This window comes from Calyptranema fuscum S582 (genome assembly GCF_055793305.1).
In genome coordinates, this window is record NZ_JBSLYH010000035.1 from 1 (window position 1) to 21,223 (window position 21,223).

16 protein-coding genes and 1 pseudogene are annotated in these 21,223 nt (G+C 44.1%); 15 read left to right on the plus strand and 2 right to left on the minus strand.

The genetic code is table 11. The features are described from left to right. Positions 1-383, minus strand: a pseudogene (locus ACR6Z4_RS21400) (hypothetical protein); the annotation flags it as partial. 104 nt (positions 384-487) lie between these two features. Here ACR6Z4_RS21400 and ACR6Z4_RS21405 point away from each other — a divergent pair. From ACR6Z4_RS21405 to ACR6Z4_RS21450, 10 genes are all read left to right on the plus strand, one after another. Next, the gene (locus tag ACR6Z4_RS21405; RefSeq protein WP_479719356.1) at positions 488-2,173 is read left to right on the plus strand and encodes a caspase family protein; all 1,686 of its coding nucleotides are present in this window, start codon (positions 488-490) and stop codon (positions 2,171-2,173) included. 43 nt (positions 2,174-2,216) lie between these two features. After that, on the plus strand, positions 2,217-5,477 hold the full coding sequence (locus tag ACR6Z4_RS21410; protein WP_479719357.1) for a HEAT repeat domain-containing protein: 3,261 nt from the start codon (positions 2,217-2,219) through the stop codon (positions 5,475-5,477). Between the two features lie 24 nt (positions 5,478-5,501). After that, complete coding sequence (locus ACR6Z4_RS21415) at positions 5,502-6,461, plus strand: hypothetical protein (protein WP_479719358.1); 960 nt, start codon at positions 5,502-5,504, stop codon at positions 6,459-6,461. 12 nt (positions 6,462-6,473) lie between these two features. After that, positions 6,474-7,442: an AAA family ATPase gene (locus ACR6Z4_RS21420; RefSeq protein WP_479719359.1), complete on the plus strand. Its 969-nt coding sequence runs from the start codon at positions 6,474-6,476 to the stop codon at positions 7,440-7,442. Next, positions 7,435-8,604, plus strand: a complete 1,170-nt coding sequence (locus ACR6Z4_RS21425; protein WP_479719360.1) for a VWA domain-containing protein — start codon at positions 7,435-7,437, stop codon at positions 8,602-8,604. Before ACR6Z4_RS21420 ends, ACR6Z4_RS21425 begins: the two co-directional genes overlap by 8 nt. Continuing rightward, a complete protein-coding gene (locus tag ACR6Z4_RS21430) occupies positions 8,601-10,517 on the plus strand; it encodes a HEAT repeat domain-containing protein (RefSeq protein ID WP_479719361.1) in 1,917 nt (638 codons plus the stop codon). Before ACR6Z4_RS21425 ends, ACR6Z4_RS21430 begins: the two co-directional genes overlap by 4 nt. A 306-nt stretch (positions 10,518-10,823) precedes the next feature. Beyond that, positions 10,824-11,402 carry a Uma2 family endonuclease gene (locus ACR6Z4_RS21435; RefSeq protein WP_479719362.1) on the plus strand — a complete coding sequence of 193 codons (579 nt, stop codon included), beginning with the start codon at positions 10,824-10,826 and terminating at the stop codon, positions 11,400-11,402. Positions 11,403-11,423: 21 nt separating this feature from the next. After that, a complete protein-coding gene (locus ACR6Z4_RS21440; protein WP_479719363.1) occupies positions 11,424-13,730 on the plus strand; it encodes an NACHT domain-containing protein in 2,307 nt (768 codons plus the stop codon). Positions 13,731-13,771: 41 nt separating this feature from the next. Beyond that, positions 13,772-13,903 (plus strand): hypothetical protein, encoded by a 132-nt coding sequence (locus ACR6Z4_RS21445; RefSeq protein WP_479719364.1) that lies wholly within the window; start codon positions 13,772-13,774, stop codon positions 13,901-13,903. Between the two features lie 308 nt (positions 13,904-14,211). Continuing rightward, on the plus strand, positions 14,212-14,817 hold the full coding sequence (locus tag ACR6Z4_RS21450) for a Uma2 family endonuclease (protein ID WP_479719365.1): 606 nt from the start codon (positions 14,212-14,214) through the stop codon (positions 14,815-14,817). Between the two features lie 42 nt (positions 14,818-14,859). Here the strand turns inward: ACR6Z4_RS21450 and ACR6Z4_RS21455 are convergent, their stop codons facing one another. Then, the gene (locus ACR6Z4_RS21455) at positions 14,860-15,183 is read right to left on the minus strand and encodes a Uma2 family endonuclease (RefSeq protein WP_479719366.1); all 324 of its coding nucleotides are present in this window, start codon (positions 15,181-15,183) and stop codon (positions 14,860-14,862) included. Positions 15,184-15,279: 96 nt separating this feature from the next. On the opposite strand from ACR6Z4_RS21455, the gene ACR6Z4_RS21460 reads away from it, so the two are divergent. From ACR6Z4_RS21460 to ACR6Z4_RS21480, 5 genes are all read left to right on the plus strand, one after another. Beyond that, positions 15,280-15,525, plus strand: coding sequence for a hypothetical protein (locus tag ACR6Z4_RS21460; RefSeq protein ID WP_479719367.1), 246 nt, complete (start codon positions 15,280-15,282; stop codon positions 15,523-15,525). Between the two features lie 933 nt (positions 15,526-16,458). Continuing rightward, entirely contained in the window at positions 16,459-16,779 is a 321-nt protein-coding gene (locus ACR6Z4_RS21465; RefSeq protein ID WP_479719368.1) for a hypothetical protein, read from the plus strand. 650 nt (positions 16,780-17,429) lie between these two features. After that, the gene (locus ACR6Z4_RS21470; RefSeq protein WP_479719369.1) at positions 17,430-17,804 is read left to right on the plus strand and encodes a trypco2 family protein; all 375 of its coding nucleotides are present in this window, start codon (positions 17,430-17,432) and stop codon (positions 17,802-17,804) included. A gap of 22 nt (positions 17,805-17,826) precedes the next feature. Then, on the plus strand, positions 17,827-20,352 hold the full coding sequence (locus tag ACR6Z4_RS21475) for a CHASE2 domain-containing protein (protein WP_479719370.1): 2,526 nt from the start codon (positions 17,827-17,829) through the stop codon (positions 20,350-20,352). A gap of 90 nt (positions 20,353-20,442) precedes the next feature. Then, a complete protein-coding gene (locus ACR6Z4_RS21480; RefSeq protein WP_479719371.1) occupies positions 20,443-21,183 on the plus strand; it encodes a DUF928 domain-containing protein in 741 nt (246 codons plus the stop codon). Positions 21,184-21,223: the final 40 nt, after the last annotated feature.

Here is a 21,223-nt window from a genome sequence, read left to right on the forward strand (position 1 = left end):
AATAACGTCAGCAGGGGATAAAGCCAGGGATCTTTGACTCTGACAATCACCGGAATTGACGTTTCACCCTCCGTGTAAACCAATAAAACTTCTCCAGTAAATTCGCCATTGGGTATAGCCTGGAGATTAAATGTGATTGGAATACTGAGCAATTCATTTGAACTGATTTGGGTAGGAGATGCTTTGATTTGAATGGCGGTAGAAGGCAAAACCGTGCTGTTATCTGCACTAAAAGCATCCAGGGCAATCGCTTTGAGATTGCTGGTCGTTTCAGGAGAGCGAAGGGCGATTGTGCGAGTAATGATGTCTCCTCGCGTGGTATAAATCGTAATTGACTTAGGAATGATGCTAATTTCTGCCTGGACAGTAACTATGGATTCCATCCAAATTGTTAATGTAAGAAACAGGATATTAAGAATTCCACTGCGAGTGAATTTCATACGTAAGATAGATTTGTAAATGCCTCAATACTAGCCCCCTTTTGCACATGAGTGAACTCTTTACCCATGGTTATGCCTGCGTCATTGGCGTAGGTGGAGACTTACCCAATACAGTAGATGATGCCATCGGTCTTGCTCAAATCCTCACTGATCCAGAGCGCTGTGCCTATCCAGTCGAACAGACCTATTTATTAACGAAGGAACAGGCAAAACGAGAGGATATTCTAGCAGCACTAGATCAACTTGCCCAAACAACGACTACTGATTCTACTGTCATCATCTATTTTTCTGGGCATGGGTATCAGGTTACCAGTGCCATGGGGGAAGCCTACTTTTTGATGCCCTTTGGTTATGACCAGACGAAACTTCATAAAACCGCGATCAGTGGCATTGAGTTAACGACCAAATTGCAGGCAATTCCAGCCAAAAAGTTGTTGTTATTACTGGACTGTTGTCATGCAGGTGGTTTAGGAGATGCAACAACACTGCAATACCACGCAGAAAAAGCACCCCTGCCCCCAGATGCTCAAGCACTATTTGCAAATGGCAAAGGACGAGTAGTGATTGCCTCGTCTCAAGCCGATGAAAAATCTTTGGCAGGCAGACCCTACAGTGCTTTTACACTGGCGTTGATCGAAGCACTGGCAGGTAAAGGAGCCTCTAAAAAAGATGGCTATGTACGGGTGGCAGATTTAGCCCTTTACGCTCGTGAAGTTGTACCGCATCGAACCCGCGATCGTCAGCATCCGATTTTGAACTTTGACCAAGCGGATAATTTTGAACTGGCGTACTACGCGGGTGGAGCTACTGAACCCAAGGGGCTACCCTTTGTAGAGGAGCCTGAAATTGAATCTGAGCCAGGTGAATTGAATCGTCAAATCATTAACCGTACTGAGGTTATTGCATCAGGCGATCGCGCTGTTGCTATCGGTGGAAATGCTAATGGTGCCATCATTATAGGAGGAGATGGCAATATCGTTGGCAGTAACAATGTTGTACAACGTGGAAAATATAACCTCAATGCTCAATCTATGAGCGGTGTACAGATTGGAGATACTTATGCCTCCTCTGAGCAGAGAACTTGGGAGGAGAGGCGATCGCCCAAGGATCAACAGACTTCATGCAAACAAGAATCGGCATCAAAATCGAATCGGGAATCACCATCTGATGCTACGGACGAGAAGGAGGTATTTATCTCCTATGCCTGGGGTGGCAAAAGTGAGGAGATTGCCAACCAAATTGAGAAAGCACTTCAAGCGAATCATATTTCACTTATCCGCGACAAGAACCATTTGGGTTTTAAGGGACGTATTAAAGCCTTTATGGAGCGCATTGGGCGCGGTAAGTGCGTTGTCGTTGTAATTAGTGAGAAGTACCTCAAATCTGAAAACTGCATGTTTGAGCTAGTGCAAATTGCAAAGAATGAGGAATTCTACGAGCGGATTTTTCCAGTTGTTCTAGAGGATGCCAAGATTTATAAACCGATTGAGCGCATCCAGTATGTGCAATATTGGGAGCAGCAGATTCAAGAACTCGATCAGCAGATTAGAAGTGTGTCTTCTGCCAATCTAGAAGGCTTTCGAGAGGATATTGATCTATACAATGAAATTCGCCAATATCTTCCTCGGCTCACCAATATTCTTAAGGACATGAATACCCTTACGGCTCAGATTCACAGTGAATCTGGTTTCACCGAATTGATCAAGGTGATTCAGCAGAAATTGGAAGAGTAGTTGGGCAAACAGCTAACGGCAAGCAAGGTGTGGCAGATGAGGTATGGCAGATAAGTCAGACGGGTTAGAAAAGCTCAAAGCGATCCTGCGGAAAAAGTTACCAGATACTTCAGATACTGAAGTTCAAGCATTGATGAAGAACCTGACGATCGCATCTGATAATGGTGCTGTGGCGATCGCAGGAGACGCAAATGAAGCCTTGATTATTACTGGCAGTCAGAACATTGTCGGTAGCCATAATCGGGTGGTCATAAATCAGGGCACTGATCCACAAGAACTCATCGAGATGCTCCGTAGCTTACTCCAACAGATGCCGCAGGTTGAGTTAGAGCCTCAGCTTTCCTCAGAGGAGTTACGCGCTGCGACAATTGCGTTTTTGCAGGATGTTCAGAATAGGTTTATGGAAACGCGACTTTTCCATACAAAGCAGCCCGTTATCTTGAAGGATCAATATATCCCAATTCAGGTGACATTGGAACCACATAAGCGAGAGGTGGAGACGCTGCGGGGCTATTGGGAGACAGAGGAAGAACTGAAACGAGCTTATGCCCTCAAGGGTGGCGAAGAAGAACTGAAACGTCAGCAGGTGGATTGGAAGGAAGCCAAGCAAAAGCACCAGCGGATCATGGTCTTGGCTGATCCGGGAATGGGAAAGTCCACCTTATTGCGAATGGAGGCTGGAAGTACTGCACAAGAGGAGCTGAAAAAGCTGTGGGAAAGTCAAACAACGAGTGAGGAAACAATCCTGCCCTTGTTCCTGCGTCTTTCGGAGTTGGCAAAACGATCTGAAGAACTAGTTGAAGCGATTCCATTACTCATTCAACGAGATTATCCTCATACGGCTCCACCGCTTCTCACTTTTCTCGTTAAGAAATTAAAAACCGGAAAATGCTTATTGCTATTGGATGCCTTGGATGAGGTGCCCAAACTAGAACGAAACCGAATTGAGTTAAAAGAAAAGCTCGATCGCTTTTTGAGGAATTATCCCAGCCGAGTTATCTGTACTTCCCGGATTGTGGGCTACGATGGCAACTTTTTAGGAGAGGGACAAGAAGTTGAGATTGTGCCCTTTCAGGAAGCACAGATTGAAGCATATGTGAAAACCTGGTTTATCAATGCAGCAGAACACCTGAATAACCAATTAGTGTCTGCAACTGCATTGTTACGAGAACTACGAGCTAAACCCCAAGTGCGGGGCTTAGTACAAAATCCGCTACTTCTATCTCTAATTTGCAGTTTGTATCAAGAGAAGGGGCTAACCTTACCTGCTCATCGGGTGCAGGTGTATGAGAAGGCTGTAGAGTACATGTTAGAAACATGGAACCAGACCCGACCATCCCAATTTCCCGGTAAAACGAGAGCGAAGATTCGCTTACTGGAAGCACTTGCCTATCACTTCTCTTGCCAGGATCAGGAGGTCTTTGATTTTGATGATCTCTATGACTGGATGGAGACGTATTTAAATAAGCAAGCACCCAGAGATCTGAAAGATGCAGGCACTGAATCACTCATTGCTGAACTTTCAGAAGCGGACGGTATTTTACAAAAGCTCAACTCGGAGGATAATCAATATCTGTTCTTGCATCGCACCTTTCAGGAGTATTTGACCGCCTGTTACCTGGAACGAGCAAAAAATGGAATTGAATTAGCAAAGGAGCATTTCTGGGAATACGACTGGCATGAAACCATTACCCTCATGGCAGGGCGAATGAAAAAGCCGTTGCCATTGCTGCAAGCCATCACAACTGAAAAAGATGACATTTTTCAGACACAACTGTTGTTAGCGGGTCGTTGTTTGGGCGAGTGCGAAGAAAGCTCACTGCCATTGGTTAAAGAAATCATTGACCGGATCTACCAGTTTTGGTTGGCTTATCCAAATGCTGAGTTTATTCAATCGGTTGTGATAGCGATCGGTCAAATCCATGCTTCTCTTGGTGAGAAGCTAGAAACGAGCCTCAACGATAAGAATAGGGGCGTGAGAGTATATGCAGCAGAGGTTTTAGGACAGATTGGTACTGAAAAAGCCACTGATGCCTTAATCAACGCTCTCAGTTATCAGGATGATGAGGTTTTTTCTGTGAGAAGGTTTGCAGCAGCGGCATTGGGAAGGATTGATAATGATAAAGCTATCAATGCCTTAATCACCATTCTTAATCACGAGGACAGCTATACGAGGATGGAAGCAGCAGCAGCATTGGGAAGGATGGGTAATGATAAAGCTATTGATGCTTTAATCGCCGCGCTTAATGATGAGGACAGCTATGTGAGAAGGAGTGCAGCAGAGTCATTGGGAAGGATTGGTGATGATAGAGCTATCGATGCCTTAATCACCACTCTTGATGATGAAGCTCTTTCTGTAAGAAGCAGCGCAGCAGAGTCATTGGGAATGGTTGGGAATGATAAAGCCATCGATGCCTTAATTACCACGCTTAATCATGAGAACTGCGATGTGAGAAGCAGCGTAGCGGAGGTCTTGGGAACGATAGGTAATGATAAAGCTATTGATGTCTTAATCACTACGCTTAATGATAAGGATTGCTATTTGAGAACGAACGCAGCAGATACATTAGGAACGATGGGTAATGATAAAGCTATCGATGCCTTAATCGCCGCACTCAATCATGAAGATCGTGATGTGAGAGTGAGCGCAGCAGCAGCATTAGGAAGAATTGGTAATGATAAAGGCATTGACGCTTTAATCACCGCGCTCACTCATGAGGACATGGAGGTGAGAGTGAGCGCAGCAGCAGCATTGGGAAGAATTAGTAATGATAAAGGCATTGACGCTTTAATCATCGCGCTCAATCATGAGGACATCAATGTAAGAATGAGTGCAGCAGCTGCATTAGGAAAGATAGGTAATGATAAAGGCATTGACACTTTAATCACTGCGCTCACTCATGAGGACATGGAGGTGAGAGTGAGTGCAGCAGCTGCATTAGGAAGGATAGGTAATGATAAAGGCATTGACACTTTAATCACCGCACTCAATCATGAGGAACACAATGTGAGAATGAGCGCGGCAGCGGCATTAGGAATGCTTGGTAATGATAAAGCCGTCGATGCTTTAATCACCATACTGAATGATGAAAAACATTCTGGAAGAAGGGACGCAGTAGTAGCATTGGGAACAATAGATCGTCCATCCTGTTTAGCAAAACTGCTTCAATCCCCTCAAATTGATATTTACCGCTCTGATATTTTTTTCTTAGCCCGATCATTCGCTGTTCGATTCAACAAGGCAGGATTACCCTTTATTCCGGTGTATCCAGAAAGGGTAGCGAGCATCAAGAATAAGGAATAAAGAGATTCAGAGCTAAACACAGCTATGCCAGAAGATTTACAAACCATCGTCGATCGCGCCAAAAGTGGAACCTTAGCACCAACAGATATTCAAGCTCTGGTGGCTGCGATTCGATCGGGACAAGTGATGCTGGCAACCGGACAACAAGCAGTGGCGATCGGTGGTAGTGCGGCTGAGTCGATCATTCTCACAGGCAGCAATAACCAGGTGATTGTCCTCAAAGGCAATGACGCAGAAGCGTTCCAAAATACGCTGCAACAAGTCAATTCAGCAACCATCCCACCTCAACTTTCCTCACGAGCTACCTTCCAGCAATTCCCCGAAGTGTCGCGGTTCGATTTAACTCAGCTAGTGGATAAATGTCTGGGAGAACTGCTGGATAAACGAGGGTTGATTGGACTGGCAGTGCCCTGTGGTGAAAGAGCATTCCTGAAAAACTTCTGCGATCGCCTTAAACATGAATTAGGTCGCAGTAATATTCAAATTCGCCAACCCCTTTCCCTAAATCCGCAAGTGATTTCCGTAAGTAAAGCTGTTGACGCCATCAAGCAATATAAAAAGCTATTGCAGACCAGCGATGTCATCTGTCCGATTCGTGTCGGTCTGCATGATGCAAATTCTAGTATTCCCAAAGATTTCTGGCAGCAAATCCAGATTGCTTTTCAAGACGATTTCAAGTATCGATTGATTATTGTTATGGTGGGTAGTGCAGACTGCATTTTTCCACCTGACGCCCTTTTACTTCATCCGCCTCAGTTTAAAGAAAGTCATGCTTTTCAATGGATTCGAGATATTACGCGATCGCTGAATTGGGAAGAAGTAATGGATGAGTGGCGAGAGAAAATGGTGGATCGCTGTTTGGGTGACATGCAAACAGGATGCTTAGATGTGGGGCTAGTCTATGAGCATTTGGAGTACACTCTGTCCATCTTACAAAGCAATCCTTCCCTATCTGCGGATGCCTTCTTAGAACAACTCGATTGAGGAAACAGATTCATGTCTAAGCGTGCGATCGATATCTCCACCTGGTTCTCTCAAGTTGATTATGCCGGACTGCCAGATATGCAGGACATCGAAGATTCTGACATCGATCCGGTTCCGGTTACTCATCCGCTCAAAAAGGCAGTTTCCAAAGAACTGTACTTGCCCGATGCCAAACTCAAAGAAGCTGTTGATTTGGCGATCGCATTAGGTCGTCCACTGTTGCTTCAAGGGGAACCGGGTTGTGGCAAAACTCGTTTGGCCTATGCCGTTGCCTATGCGCTGGGCTTACCCTTGGAGACAAGCTATATCAAATCTACCAGTCGTGCCCAAGACTTGCTCTATACCTACGATGCTGTCAATCGGCTCTATGATGCTCAGATTGGGGCAGAGCAAAGCAAAGATGTTAAGCAATATATTCGGCTGGGTTCATTGGGACGGGCGATCGCACGAGCACAATATGGGCGACGGTCTGTGGTGCTAATTGATGAAATCGATAAAGCGGATCTTGATTTTCCCAATGATCTGTTATGGGAACTTGACCGTCTAGAATTTCGCGTTACAGAAGCTCCAGAAATGCACTATGCAGTGGGCAATCATCCCGCTCTACGGCCGATTGTCTTTGTCACCCATAACGAAGAGAAAGCCTTACCCGCCGCATTTCTGCGGCGCTGTATTTTCCACTACATTGAGTTTCCTGCTACCGAAGAACGATTACAACAAGTCTTGGCAACCCAACAGGTTAGCAATGCCGCACTGAGTCAGAAAGCGATCGCAGTCATTTTGCAATTGCGCCAACTGGATCTGAGTAAAAAACCAGGGTTGAGTGAACTACTAGATTGGGTTGGTTATTTGGAAGCTGTGCAGAGACCGATTGAGGAACTGGATAGCCTGCCTAGTATTGGGGCATTGTTGAAACAAGAAGGCGATCGACAACGGGCAATGGAAGCTTTGGTGCAAAAAGAAAGGACAACGTATGACTGACGTTCCGGTGCTACCCCCTTTTCTATGGCAGTTGTTTCAACGCTTGCGTCGTCGAGGTTTTGTTATTGGACCGGCAGAGTATGAAGTCTTGCGAGATGCCCTACGCGCTGGATTTGGTTGGACTTCCCGTGAAGCCTTGCAAGATTTATGTAATTCTCTCTGGGCAAAGTCACGCCGAGAGCAAGACATTTTATCTGCACTGTTTGAACAACTTGCGCCTGATCCAGATGATTGGCAATATTCTCTGGAAGACCCTGATGCAACGGCAGCAGGAGATGAATTCTTATTACAATCCGAACAGCCAGATCCTGAAGCTAAGGGTTTACAGGAGAACAGTCCTAAAACTCAATCTCGGGGTGGGCTTCCTCCGATTTCCCTCGCTGATGTAACGGTATCTGAGCGCCCGTTTATCTTTGTGCCACAATTTCCCCTGACTTATCGAGAAGTTGCCCAGACGTGGCGACGATTGCGACGACCTGTTCGCACCGGAGCACCCATAGAACTTGATATTGAGGGCACGATTGCCCGTCGTAGTCGGTTAGGTGTTGCAACAACTGTAGTCCTTCAACCTAGACGGCACAATGGTGCTCGCTTGTTACTGCTAATCGATCGCCAAGGTTCAATGGATCCGTTTCACCAATTTTGTGGTGAGGTCTGCACTGCCATCCAACAAGCAGGCAGGCTGGAAGAAACTGCCCTGTACTACTTCCACAATGTTCCCGTCGAAGGAGCCGATGATCAAGTGCTAGAATCCTTGACCGGGCAGTTGTTTCCATCCCTTGACCCAATCTTGCCGCAAATTCAGCCTCTATCAGAAGGTTATCTCTACACTGATCCTAATTTACTTTCTCCTGAGTCGCTAACCTATGTCCTTCAGTCTTATGCCGCAGGATCGGCTGTTGTTTTAATCAGCGATGCTGGAGCCGCTCGCAACCGTTATCGGGTTTCGCGATTGCTCGATACGATCGCATTCATGAAAGCCCTCCGGAGTTATACTTCACACTATGTTTGGCTCAACCCCCTGCCCAAACCCTATTGGCTCAACAGCACTGCTGCCCATATTGCTCGCCATGTGCCTATGTTTGCGCTCGATCGCGAGGGTATGCAACGAGCCGTTAATGTACTCCGGGGACATCAGCATATAATTGAGAAACCATTATGACTTCTGCAATGGCGATCGATCGGGCACAGCGTCGTCTGAATGACTTTCAGAAACAGTGTGGGGACTATGGTAAAACTGCCCTACATCTGGCATATCATGCTGCATTGCCCGTCGCTCTCAATGCCGAATTGTTGCATCTATTACGAATTAACTTCTTTCTTGATCCACCAGAAGTTTTGCCTTATACCGTTGAGTTTGAGTTTCTCCTTTCCCCTCTTTGCCGTGAGATTGATGAAGGTCTGTATGAAATTGAACCGGGAATCCGAGATGCATTGCTAGCAGGCTTAACTCAAACCTATGATGCTCAACGAATTCGTGATATTGCTACCTTGCTTTGGCAATATGTTGATCATCATTCTCCCTGGGCAGACCGGGTGGAACTGGAGCGCGCCCAACAGGTAACAGCGCTCAATTTTCTTGCTCCGGCAAAAGCGCAGCAGTGGTTAGCCACAGTTGAAACAGAGGTCAGTCGAGGACAAGGTGCTACACGAGAATGGTTTGTGGCAATGCGGCAAGAAATTGAAAATCAAGTAGATTTACTACGGCAAGATGAAGAAACTACCTCTAGCTTACTGATTGCACTCCGTCACGAACGTAGTGATATTAGACAAAGAACGGTAGAGGCTTTAGGTAAAATCGGTTCTGACTTAGCAATTGCTGCTTTACTCAATACACTGCATGATATAAATAGTAACGTACGTTTAAGTGCAGTACAAGCATTGGGTAGTATTGCTTCTGAATCAGCTATTTCTGCATTAATTAATGTACTTTATGACGAAAATCGTATTGTGCGCTCAAATGCAGCAGAGGCATTAGGTAAAATTGGTTCTGACTTAGCAGTACCTGGTTTAGTTAGTGCACTGAGTGATCAAAACAGTAAAGTACGAGTAAGCGCAGCAGAAGCATTAGGTCAGATTGGTTCTGAGGTAGCTATTCCTGCATTACTCAAAGCGATCGAAGATATAAACTTTGACGTGCGTCAGAAGGCAACAGAAGCACTGACAAGAATTGGTTATGCTCAACAGAGTAATACCTCAGTTAATGAGATACTTGAGCATTCGTCCAAACGAGTCTTTGTTGCAGTTCTGCGATCGCTCTCCATCTCCCAAGAGTGGATCATACAAGGAGAAGTAATGCGAATTGGGACTGACCCAGATAACGATGTAGTGCTGTCTGGTGAACCAGGAGTATCTCGTCGGCATGCAGAGATCATGTATCGCTATGCTCCTGATAATGTTGATCAGCCAATGTACTTTTTGCGTGACTTCTCTCGTTATGGCACTTTAATGTTAATTCCTGGCTCTTATGGATGGGTGAAACTTTATCAAAAGGAAGCTGTATTGTCGAACGGAACCCAATTGAAATTTGGGAACTTGAAGCTAGAATTTTCTATTACAGATTTAGAAGCCATCGGAACACAGATAGAAGTGCATAGTGTTTCCTTGCCCAGCTTACTTAAGCGCGTATTAGAGCGGGCAGAACCTCTGATTAAACAGCGTCAGCTCTGGTCACAAGTCCACAATGAATTTGCTACTAAAATTGTGGGTGATATTATAACAATTGAGTTTGTTTTGAATGAGCTCTTTACCCTTGCTGGGCAGCGATGTCCTCCTGGCAGTCGTTTGGATATTTGGTGCCGTTCATTGGATGAACGTTGGTTTGAAATCTCTATTACAGACCATGGAACGGTTGAGCCAAAACTTTTGGAAGAACTACATGCCGGACGCGTCCAAGATGCGCCCTCAACTCTTGATAGTCCTCCTGGGCTACAGCTAGCTAATTGCCAATCTCTAATGCAGCAGATTGGTGGAGAATTTAATCTCTTCCGTTTAGAAGATGGCCGTATCCTTAGTCGTTTGGTTGTGTCGCAAAGTCGTGATGGTATTGATTTAGAAGAATCAAAAAATGGTTAGTTTGGCGATCGCACTCCATCTCATTAAACCAGCATGAACGGGAAGATAGAAATTGACAGAATCAAACTTGAGATTGAAAAGTAAGTGAGATATTATTTTTGAGAGCTAAATATTTTTATAGGTGCAATCGCCCACTTTGTACTATTTTAAGCCAGGTGATCGAGTTCCTGATCTTTGTTCCTCAACAAGCATTACTGCAAAATCCTCCATCAGCAGACGATCGATAAAGATATAGCCACTCCTCACTTTTTGCAGAAAGATGCGATTGTCTGTAACAATTGAGGAGAGCGAAAGGAGCTTTTGAGGATGGTCACGTCTCCCCAACAACCGCTCAAAATGACGGTTGCGGAATACCTGGAATGGGAATCTCAGCAAGAGATTCGCCATGAATATGTCAATGGTGAACTCTTTGCCATGACGGGTGGCACCATTCCTCATAATGACATTGCCCTCAACCTTTACACGGCGTTGCGCCCCCATCTAAAATCGCGGGGATGTCGGATTAATGTATCGGATGTGAAGCTGGAGGTGAGTCTCACCAGTCCTTACTACTATCCAGATATCATTGTCAGTTGCGACTCGCGAGACCTGAATGCCCGCAAGTTTATCCAATATCCCAAATTAGTGGTGGAAGTGCTTTCTCCCAGTACTGAGGCAAAAGATCGGGGTGAAAAGTTCACCTACTACCAGACGATGCCCAGCTTGCAAGAGTATATCTTGATTGATTCTGAGAAGGTGGCAGTGGAGTGTTATCGTCGGGGTGAGGGCAGGATGTGGCTCTACTATCCTTATCAGGCAGGAGATGTGATTTCTTTAAGCAGCATTGAGTTTGAGTGTCCAATTGAACTGCTGTATGAAGGGGTGTCGTTCGGGGATGAGGCTTGAGCGAGGAGATGAGTTGACCTAATGACGGATGATCTTTCAGCCATTATTGAACGGTTAAAAGCAGGCAGTCGAGATGACGCGGATATTCATGCGATCGCGGCTGCTATAACTGCGGGGAAACTCATTCTCGCCAATGCCCCTGGTGCGATAGGTATTGGCGGTGATGCATCTGGCTCTCAAATCATCGCAGGTCATAGCAATGTAACGGGCGATCGCAATATCGTCATTTATGATCCAGATGCTCAAACCCTCCAGGCGATTCTGAATCAGCATTCAGGTACAGAACGATCCATACCAAACAAATCTGTTGATGAGCTGGTACAAGAAGTGCGATCGCGTTTGCATGATGACATTCAACGCTTACATGGCACGATGCCACTGTGGGGGGTGGATCATTGGGTACCCTTGGATGAACTATTTGTTGATGTGAATATTCTGGAGGAGTTGAGCAGTAGCCATCGAGCAGAATTGGATGACCTGTGGCAAGACTTTAGCACAAACCCTGGCTACCGCAGTCTCGATCGCATTGGTCTGGGTCGAGAGCGAGAAAGGGTGTCAGGTCTGAAAGTATTGGAGAGAAATACGAACCTAATGGTTGTCGGTAAACCGGGTTCAGGCAAGACGACCTATTTGCAACGAGTGGTGACGGAGTGCAATGCAGGCAATCTGCAAGCCCATCGGATTCCGGTGTTGATCAAACTGCGGGAATTCGTAGACGATGGTCGTGCGCTTTCCTATTCTCTAGAACGCTATATAGAACAGTGCTGGCAGCGATCTACAGCAGAGACTCAATTGGTACTGAATCAGGGGCGAGTATTAATTCTATTGGATGGCTTGGATGAAGTGACTGGGGAAGATGGCAAGACTATTGCCAAGCAGATCAAACAGTTTGTTCGCACTTATCCCCATGTGCAGATGGTTATTACTTGCCGAACCCAGAGTCAGGAATCACGGTTTGAACGGTTTGATTATGTAGAAGTAGCGGATTTTAATGAATCACAAGTGCGATCGTTTGCTGAACACTGGTTTCAGACTGTTTGTACCGATCGAGTATCTGGTAAAGCAAAGGTAACAGCGTTTCTGGATCAGCTTTTTGAGGAGGAGAACAAGCCGATTCGTGAATTAGCTATCACACCGATTTTACTGAGCTTGACCTGTGCTGTGTTTCAACAAAAACAGGTGTTTTATTCAAAGCGCTCTAAGCTTTATGAGGAAGGGTTGGAACTGTTGCTAGAGCGGTGGGACAAATCGCGAGAGATTGAACGGGATGAAATTTATCGTGATTTATCAGTGGAGCGCAAGTTGGAGCTATTGAGCTACCTGGCAGTGAAAAAGTTTGAGCAAGAACAATATGTGTTGTTTGAGCAAGCAGAGATTGAGGGGTATATTGCAGAGTTTTTAGGGATTGGGTTACGGGAGAGTCGAGGGGTGTTGAGGGCGATCGCGTCGCAGCATGGGTTGTTGATTGAGCGGTTTCAGAAAGTTTGGTCTTTTTCGCATCTAACATTTCAAGAATATTTGGTAGCAAAATTGCTTTGTGAAATTTCTAACCCTTGGGATAAGTTACTTAGTCACATTGATGATGTTTCCTGGGGAGAAATCTTTCTGCTCAGTACTAGCATGTCTAAAAAGGCTAACGATTTATTTTTAGAAATGAAGAATAGAATTGATTTATCTGTTTCCATGGATTCAAAAATTCAAAAATTTCTTTACTGGTTATATGAAAAGTCAAATCCTGTCAAAAGAAGCTATGACCCAGCGGCAGTAAGATCTCTTTATTTTTCCTTTTACGAGGACTTGGTTGGCGAATGTGCTAAAAGTTTTGCAGTTGATGTTGCTCTCAATGATGGTACCCCTCTTGGAATCAGTGTTAGTTATAATAATGGTCTTGCTCGAAAACTAGATGCTAATCTGCTCTATGAAGTTAATAATAGTCTTTCTCCGTATACTCAAGACTTTGCTTTTCGTTTTAGTCACTCTGATTTACACACTTCTCTACAATATCTGAGAGATTTATTACCTACTTTATACATAGATCAGTGGCAAAAAAGTTGGAATTACTTTCAAGATTGGTGGAATACAAATGGTTTGGCTTGGACTGAGCAGTTAAGAGCAGTAATAGTTCAACATCATAATGTTGGTCACGCATGGCAGTTCACGGAAGAGCAACAAGAACTTTTGAAAAATTATTATAGTGCTAATCTGTTGCTTGTGAATTGCTTGGAAACTTGTAATAATGCAAGCTCGAAACTTAAACAAGATATTAAATACATGCTTCTATTACCGATCGCCGAAATTGAAAAACGTAAGCGTGAAACAGTGGAGTAGAGTAATTTCTCTTTATCCATCATGTGATTGAGGACTAAAGAATGTACCCATCAACCATGAAAGTTGAAGTAGAACTGGAGTATCGAGCGGTTCCACCTGATGAGGAATTTATAATGATTCGAGAAGCAGGAAAAGACTTACTACTGATCTTGAAAGTGTTTCAGTTCGGTTAGTGGAAACAGAAAAATATTCTCTGATTATTCTGGAATTTGTGATGAAAAATCAGGCACAGTATAAAGTCATGAGTGAGATTTCTGATGAAGTATAACGATGGTTAGGTGAACTTTACAATGATATTACTATTCGGTTTCACCAGCCTCGAAAGAAATCACGTCCACGGTAGCGAGATCGCCTGAATTAAAAAACGTAAATGTAGAAAACTGGAGGAGAGCGATCGCATTCGATGTAAGTCGCGATCGCCCCATACTCATCCTTTACAATAATTGTCAGAGGCAACACTTTTCCAGGATGAGGCTTGTCTATGATTGCGACTCCTGAACTTCGTCGGCTGACACCGCAGGAATATTTTGAGTGGGAAGCCCAGCAAGACCTGCGGTATGAGTATTTTGATGGGGAAGTTTTTGCCATGACAGGGGGAACGCTGCCCCATGCCGATATTGCCTTGAATGTTGCCAGCATTCTGCGGGAGCATCTGCAGGGACGCTGCAAGGTGAGAAATTCGGATGCTAAGGTTGGCATTACGGAAACGGGACCTTTTACTTATCCGGATGTCAGCGTCAGTTGTGATGAGCGTGATCGCACCGCTCAGCAATTTATTTGCTACCCCTGTCTGATTGTGGAAGTGTTATCGCCCAGCACAGAAGCCTATGACCGGGGCGGCAAATTTGCCCTGTATCGGCGGTTGGAAAGTTTGCAGGAATATGTCCTGGTGGGTTCTGAGACGAAGACAGTTGAGGTGTTTCGGCGTGATGCAAACGGAACCTGGGTATTTATCCCGTATGGTGAAGGGGCTGAAATTGAGTTAACTAGTGTGGGATTGACGGTTTCAATGGATGCGATTTACGAAGATGTAATACTGGCGCAGCCCCAAAGCCAGGAAAATTCTTTGTCTGAACCAGCAGGATGATTGGGGAAGTTTGCGATGAGGCTAGCTTCCTGCAACTTTCAGTCAGCCAAACATTTGCTCTACAGTCAGGATCAAATCAATACCTGGTAGGCAGGGAAGCAGGGCATCACCAGTCAAATCCTCAGGTAGAGTATTGGAGTGATAAGCTAACACTACCCGCTCATCTGGATCAATCAACCAGCCCATGTGTCCGCCGTGGCGCAGGCTGTGCAAAATATTGCGTGTCACCTTCATCTGGCTCTGTTCGGGTGACAAAATCTCAATCATCCAATCTGGCGCAACATTGATTCCTGTACTGATAATCTCACCATTTGTGTCTACGGGAATCTGGTTCTTTGCCAAAAACACTAAATCTGGAACGGACATTTCCCAATCTGCATCCCATACTGAAGTACTTTTTGTCCATCCGCTGTTTGCTTCCAGTGTTGCAACACCGACTCATCCTGCCCAACCGTCTTGAAGATGTGGTCTATCAGCGGCAATACTTATCAGGTGTGGTTATGGAAGTTCAAGGGGGCATTTAAACGAGCGAATTGCTGCTTCCAGTATGCCTCAACCTCTGAACGAAGAGAAATAAAAACGGCGATTCAAACAACAAATTCGATTGACCATCGAGGAGATATCCTCTGCTATGGCGTACTTTCCGTCTGTGGCGATCGCCTAAAACAAGGTAGTGTAGACCTTCGAGCGATCGCTCAAGTAATTTGAGAGCAAATGTCTCTAAGATTTAAGACTACTTCAACAGATCGTGCGTCTATCAGAAAAGCAACGCAAGAGGATCTACTGCCAACAGAAATTCCTCGTCCCGACAGCTTTTATCCCATAGCTTCATCGCCATGGATAAAAGCAAGGCTTAAATTTACTCCGTTGTAAATTTTAATTTGATACTTTTATGCTAAGTAATAATACTAATCTGATCAGTGCCCGAACGAGTCTGACTGTACCTTAAAAGCATCGATTATGAGTTGAAAAGAGGCTAATCGTAGTCTGATCACACCCTCAAAATTTCTTGATTACAAGCTATATCACTTAGTCCCCAATCTGTTTCTGACTGGACGATATCTGGTATTTTGCAAGAGATTATCTACTACGAACTATATCCGGAGAAGGGTTAGTTCTGATAGTGTTTCCCTCCGCATTCTGAAGATAAGCCGAAGATCATATTGCTCAATTCGGACTTTAGGGCGTGTCATGCCCACGAGACCTTACATCTGACCATTTTATAGAATTAGCCACCTGAGCGATAAAATACGATTTTAATAGGGTTTTGCCGGTTTAGGATGGTTCGATAATGCCTGATAAAGCGCATCAAAAACATGAATAATTTAAAAGCCCATTATTTAACTTCGTGAAATAAGTCGCTAATTATTTTTGATACATTAAAAATAGTTCGAAGTACTGATCCTCTGATGTAACATTAGAATTTAGGGAATAATAGAGCCTAAACTGCTTCTATGTATTCCCTAAAAATTGTTTTGAATTAATTCGAAAATCTGAGCCTGCGTTTTAGGGAATATTTAGCTTAGCTTTGTGTGAAACTTTTCCCTAACTAGAAAATTAGTACAATGAGTTTGAAATTAGGGAATAAAAATAAGCTAACTTGACCTAAATATTCCCTAAGCAAATTTTGTGTAGTAAGAAATGGCAAAGCGGGACAAAGCAGCGCAGTTGATTCAACAGCTCCAGGTTTGGAAGGATGATGAGTTGGAGGAGTTGCTTGAAATGATTCAAGGTTTACTGGAGTCTCGACGGGAACACCCAGAAGAGCAGAGTCAGGAAACCCGTGAGGATGGTTCACCATTTGGTAAGCGTGGGGGACGAGGACATATTGAACTGAAGATGATCCCTGATGCTAAAACGGGTAAAACGTATGGACCTTACCGTTATTTGCGTTACTGGGGGGTCACGAAAAAGGGGACGATGGGCTTGAAGAGTGTGTATTTGGGGAAAGGAAATGTATGAGGGGCGATCGCCTACTTTCTCGTGATCATTTCGCTGGTTGGGCTTGAGGCTGAAATAGTTCTATTGATCGAATCAAATTCTAAAAATTTTGGATGAACCATCAACGATTCCCAATGCCAATCACAACCCTATTTTAGTAGTTGATCTAACGTTTCAATGCTACAGTTCTCCTTTAGCTGCGGGGCTTCTGCACCTTTGGTGTCTCTTTTTCATGCAGCAACTCTTTCAATTGTTGGTTCTACGCTTCCAGTTCTTGATTGTGCCGCTCTAACTCTGCCAAACGTGTGTTCATATGCTCAATCCTCTCCCTCAGATCCGATAGGATTATGATGTATTCATTTGGCAGCAAGTATCCGCAACTGTGGCACCATTTTAGCCCGTTTTAAAATACACCTTATCAATATCTTGACAAACTGAGGGGATTGAGAATATCAAGGAGTTATTGATTCTCTGGTGTCTAGAGAAATTTAATGGGTGTACTACCTGTCAGGGATCTACAACAGGTCGAAATCTGATTGATGGATTGAGTTGAATCTACAAGCATCGCGGTGGATTTGTGAAGGAGAATCTACCGCGGGATTTTTGTACTTTCTAAGCGGCATCATCAACGTGTAAGAGTTTTACATCGGTAAATATCAAGGAATTTTGACATGACTATGGATCATCGGATTGGGTTATCGGAATTGATTGAGCAGGTTAAACAAGAACTGCTAACCCCGATAACTGACGACCGGACAAACATTCCTTTGTTAAGTGTGGATTCGATTGAGTTGGAATTGCAGGTCACAATAGAAAAGGAAATGCAAGGAGGGCTAAAGATTTATGTCTTAGATATTGGCGGTGGTGGTAACCGTAATGATGTTCAACGGATTAAAGTGAATCTCTCGCCTTTGTTGAGCAAAGAAGCACTGCTGGGATTGTACCGAAAGCAGCATCCAGAGCAAATGCAGAGGTTTGTCGAGCAAAGTCTTGAAGCTCTCACGAAAATGCCTGATGATGGCACGTCGTTAGAAGATCAGTTCTAGTCGGAGCGAAAGAAGCGAAACGATGGATATGTTTGACTTATATCTTTCACCGCTTGGGGCGAGTCAATTTAAGGCGATCGCCAAATCATCTGCGGGTGAAGGTGAAACAGAGTGCGTGTTACCTTTTTTTTGTAATGGCATAGATTGGCGTACAACCATTATTAAAATCCTGGAGACCTCAGCTTTCAAACCCGAAGATTTTCAGGGTGAGGGAGAGCAAGCCTGGATGGTTCAGGCTGGGATTCTGACAAGTAATCAACAGCACTTTCATCCTAATTTTCTGAGCACGATTGGTCAGGCTCTTTATCGATCGCTTTGCTTATCCGGAGGAGAAGTAGAGCGGCGGTTACAGGAATCTATCCGGTTAGCAGAAGCCAAAAATGCACCTTTGCTGTTTCAGCTTCGTTTTACAGCAGATTCTGTGCAGCGATCGCGTCTGGCAGATTATCCTTGGGAGTTGTTGCATGATGGCAAGGGTTTTTTAGCTCATCATCAGGTTCAGTTCTCCCGTTACATTGCCTATGGCGGTGCTCCACCTAAGTTGCTATCGGTTGATCGGTTGAATGTGTTGCTGGTGTCTCCATCACCTGACCATCCTGATTTCAAACTGCCTCAAGACGAACAGCAAGCGATTCGCAAAGGCTTACAAAATGCTGCACAAGCGATTCACTTAACCGAATTATCTCGTCCAACCTTAGAGGCATTGCGATCGCACTTAACGGCACCGCCAGCCGATCAAACACCTCATGTGTTGCATTTTGATGGACATGGATTGTTTGGCAAGTATTGTCCTCATTGCCACACCATGCATAGAGGCATCAAAGCTGAGCGTTGTAAAGCTTGTCAGGCTGAATTACCAGAGGCACAGGGTTATCTGGTTTTTGAAGATGAAGCAGGTAATCCAGATTATGTTAGTGCCAGAACTTTGGGCACGCTTTTGCAACGGACGGGTTTAAGTGATGGTACAAATCAGGGAAACCGTATTGCTCTGGTGGTTTTGAGTGCCTGTCAGTCTGGCATGGCAGTGGCGGGAGACTCGGTGTTTAATGGGGTAGCCCAAAATTTAATTAGCCATCGGGTGCCAGCAGTAGTTGCAATGCAGTATTCGGTGAGCGTCGATGCGGCGGCAAAATTTGCCGAACAGTTTTATCGCTCTCTGGGAGTGAAGAATTCTTTGGCAGTGGCAGTGAGCCAGGGACGAGAGGCAATGGCTGTTGAAGGGAATCAGTGGTATCGTCCGACGTTGTATTTACGATGGCAAGATAACGAAGGAGGGCAAATCTTCGCAGGCTCTCGTATTATTTATCCACCTTTACTAAGTTGGCGCAGTATCAAAATTCTAATTATTGCAAGTTTAGCTACTACAGCTTCATTAATTGGTATCCGTTCAGTGGGAGGATTGCAGCGCTGGGAGTTACAAGCATTTGATCAGTTAATGCAGTTGCGTCCCAATATCGATCAGATAGATCGGCGAATTTTAATAATTGCAATTGATGAAGAAGATATCCAATTTCAGAATGAAAATGGAATGGAACGACAAGGCTCTTTATCCAATCAAGCATTACTAGAGTTTTTGCAAAAAATTCAGCCTTATCCACCTCGTGTCATTGGTTTAAATATTACTCGCGAAACCGGACTTGGGGCAGCAGACCCTTATTTACAAGAGAATAAACTTGCAGATCGCTTCATTGCAATGTGTCGAATTGGCAGTATCCGCAATCAATTGCCTAGTATTCATCCGCCCCGTGAAGATTTTCCTCTACAGCAATTAGGATTTACAAACGTTCCTACCGATCCTGACGATGTAATTCGACGTCAGATATTAGGCATGTCCGCAGAGGATAAATTTTGCAAATCCGAAATTTCTTTAAGCCTTCAAGTTGCTTTGAAGTATTTGAGAGAAGAACCACATTTTAATGCAGCAGGAAATTTAGAAATTGGTGGTACAGTCTTTAGAAGACTAGAGCGAAATGCTGGTGGATATCAATTACCATCTCTTGATGGCTATCAGGTTTTGATTAACTATATCTCAACTAACTTCGAACAGATTCATCTTCGAGATATTTTAAGCGGGTCAGAAGACTACAATATACAACAACTTGTAGAAGATCGAATTATCCTTATTGGGGTGGTAGATGGAAAAAGTAATTTATTCACTACACCATACAGTCGAGGACAAAGCAATGATGAGAAAGTCTCGGCAGTAATACTTCAGGCACAAATGATTAGTCAAATTATCAGTGCAGTTTTAGATCAGAAACCATTATTGCAATGGTGGACTCAATGGGAAGAAAATCTTTGGATTAGTTTATGGGCTATAGTTGGCGGATTTATTGGTTTATTGTGGCGATTACCTCAGATTTTCATACTAACGTTTATTTTGGCTCTTAGTACATTATATGGATCCTGTTTATTTTTATTAATCTCCAATTGGTGGGTACCGCTTGTTCCTCCATTTTTTGCTCTATCCACATCAGGAGGTTGCGTAATAATTTACACGATGGTTCAGTGCAAGCGACAAAAAATCAGAGATAATTTCAAGCATTGAAATACTGTCTATACTCCCAATCTTGTTTCCGGAAAACTCTCTAAGAAGTAAGAATAGATTTTATGAATACTGAATTTTGAAGTAATCATAATGAGAAAAATACAGTCAACTTCTCTAAGTTTTCTTAAACGGAGAACACTAATTTCGATAATTGGCAAAAGTGCAACTGCTAGTCTTTTGGGCTGGATGTTTTCTAGCCGGGTGCTGAGTCAGACTGAAAGGATTAGCTCAGCATTTAGCTCGTCTTTAAAAGTAACCAACCGATCCGAAAGTAGTCAGTGGGGAAGTGATCATGGTGGTGAGGGTACAGCAGCAGATAATCAAGGAGAGTGTCCAGACGTTGATGTTTCGCTTACTGCTTTGATGCCCTCTGATATTAATTTTGGCAGAACTGTCTCTGCAAACCCAGTACTTTGGTTTTACATTCCATACACCTCTGGGCAAATTGCTTACGGCTCGTTTCGCTTACGTCCTACAAATAATGGAGAGTTCGTAAGACATTTTGAACTGCCTGGAGAGCCAGGATTTGTTAGCTTGTCAATTCCAATAGCTTTGGAAGTAGGTAAGGAATATCATTGGTACTTCGAGCTTTATTGTGATGAATCCGATGAAACTCCACGAACTGTTCATGGTTGGATTGGTATAGTAGATAGTGGTTCAAGCAGTGATTGTTGGTATGATGAAGTTGATAATTTAGCTACAAGTCGCCAAGCTAACTCTAGCAATTACAGTATTAACACTCGTTGGATAAGTTTATTGCAAGCAGGAAATATTAATCTCGATGGGAGAGAGCTTGCTTCTATTGTTGGTAGTGTTGATTGGATCTCATAGATTGCCAGAGTTTTTTAGTAGAGCAGCGAAATGAATCAAG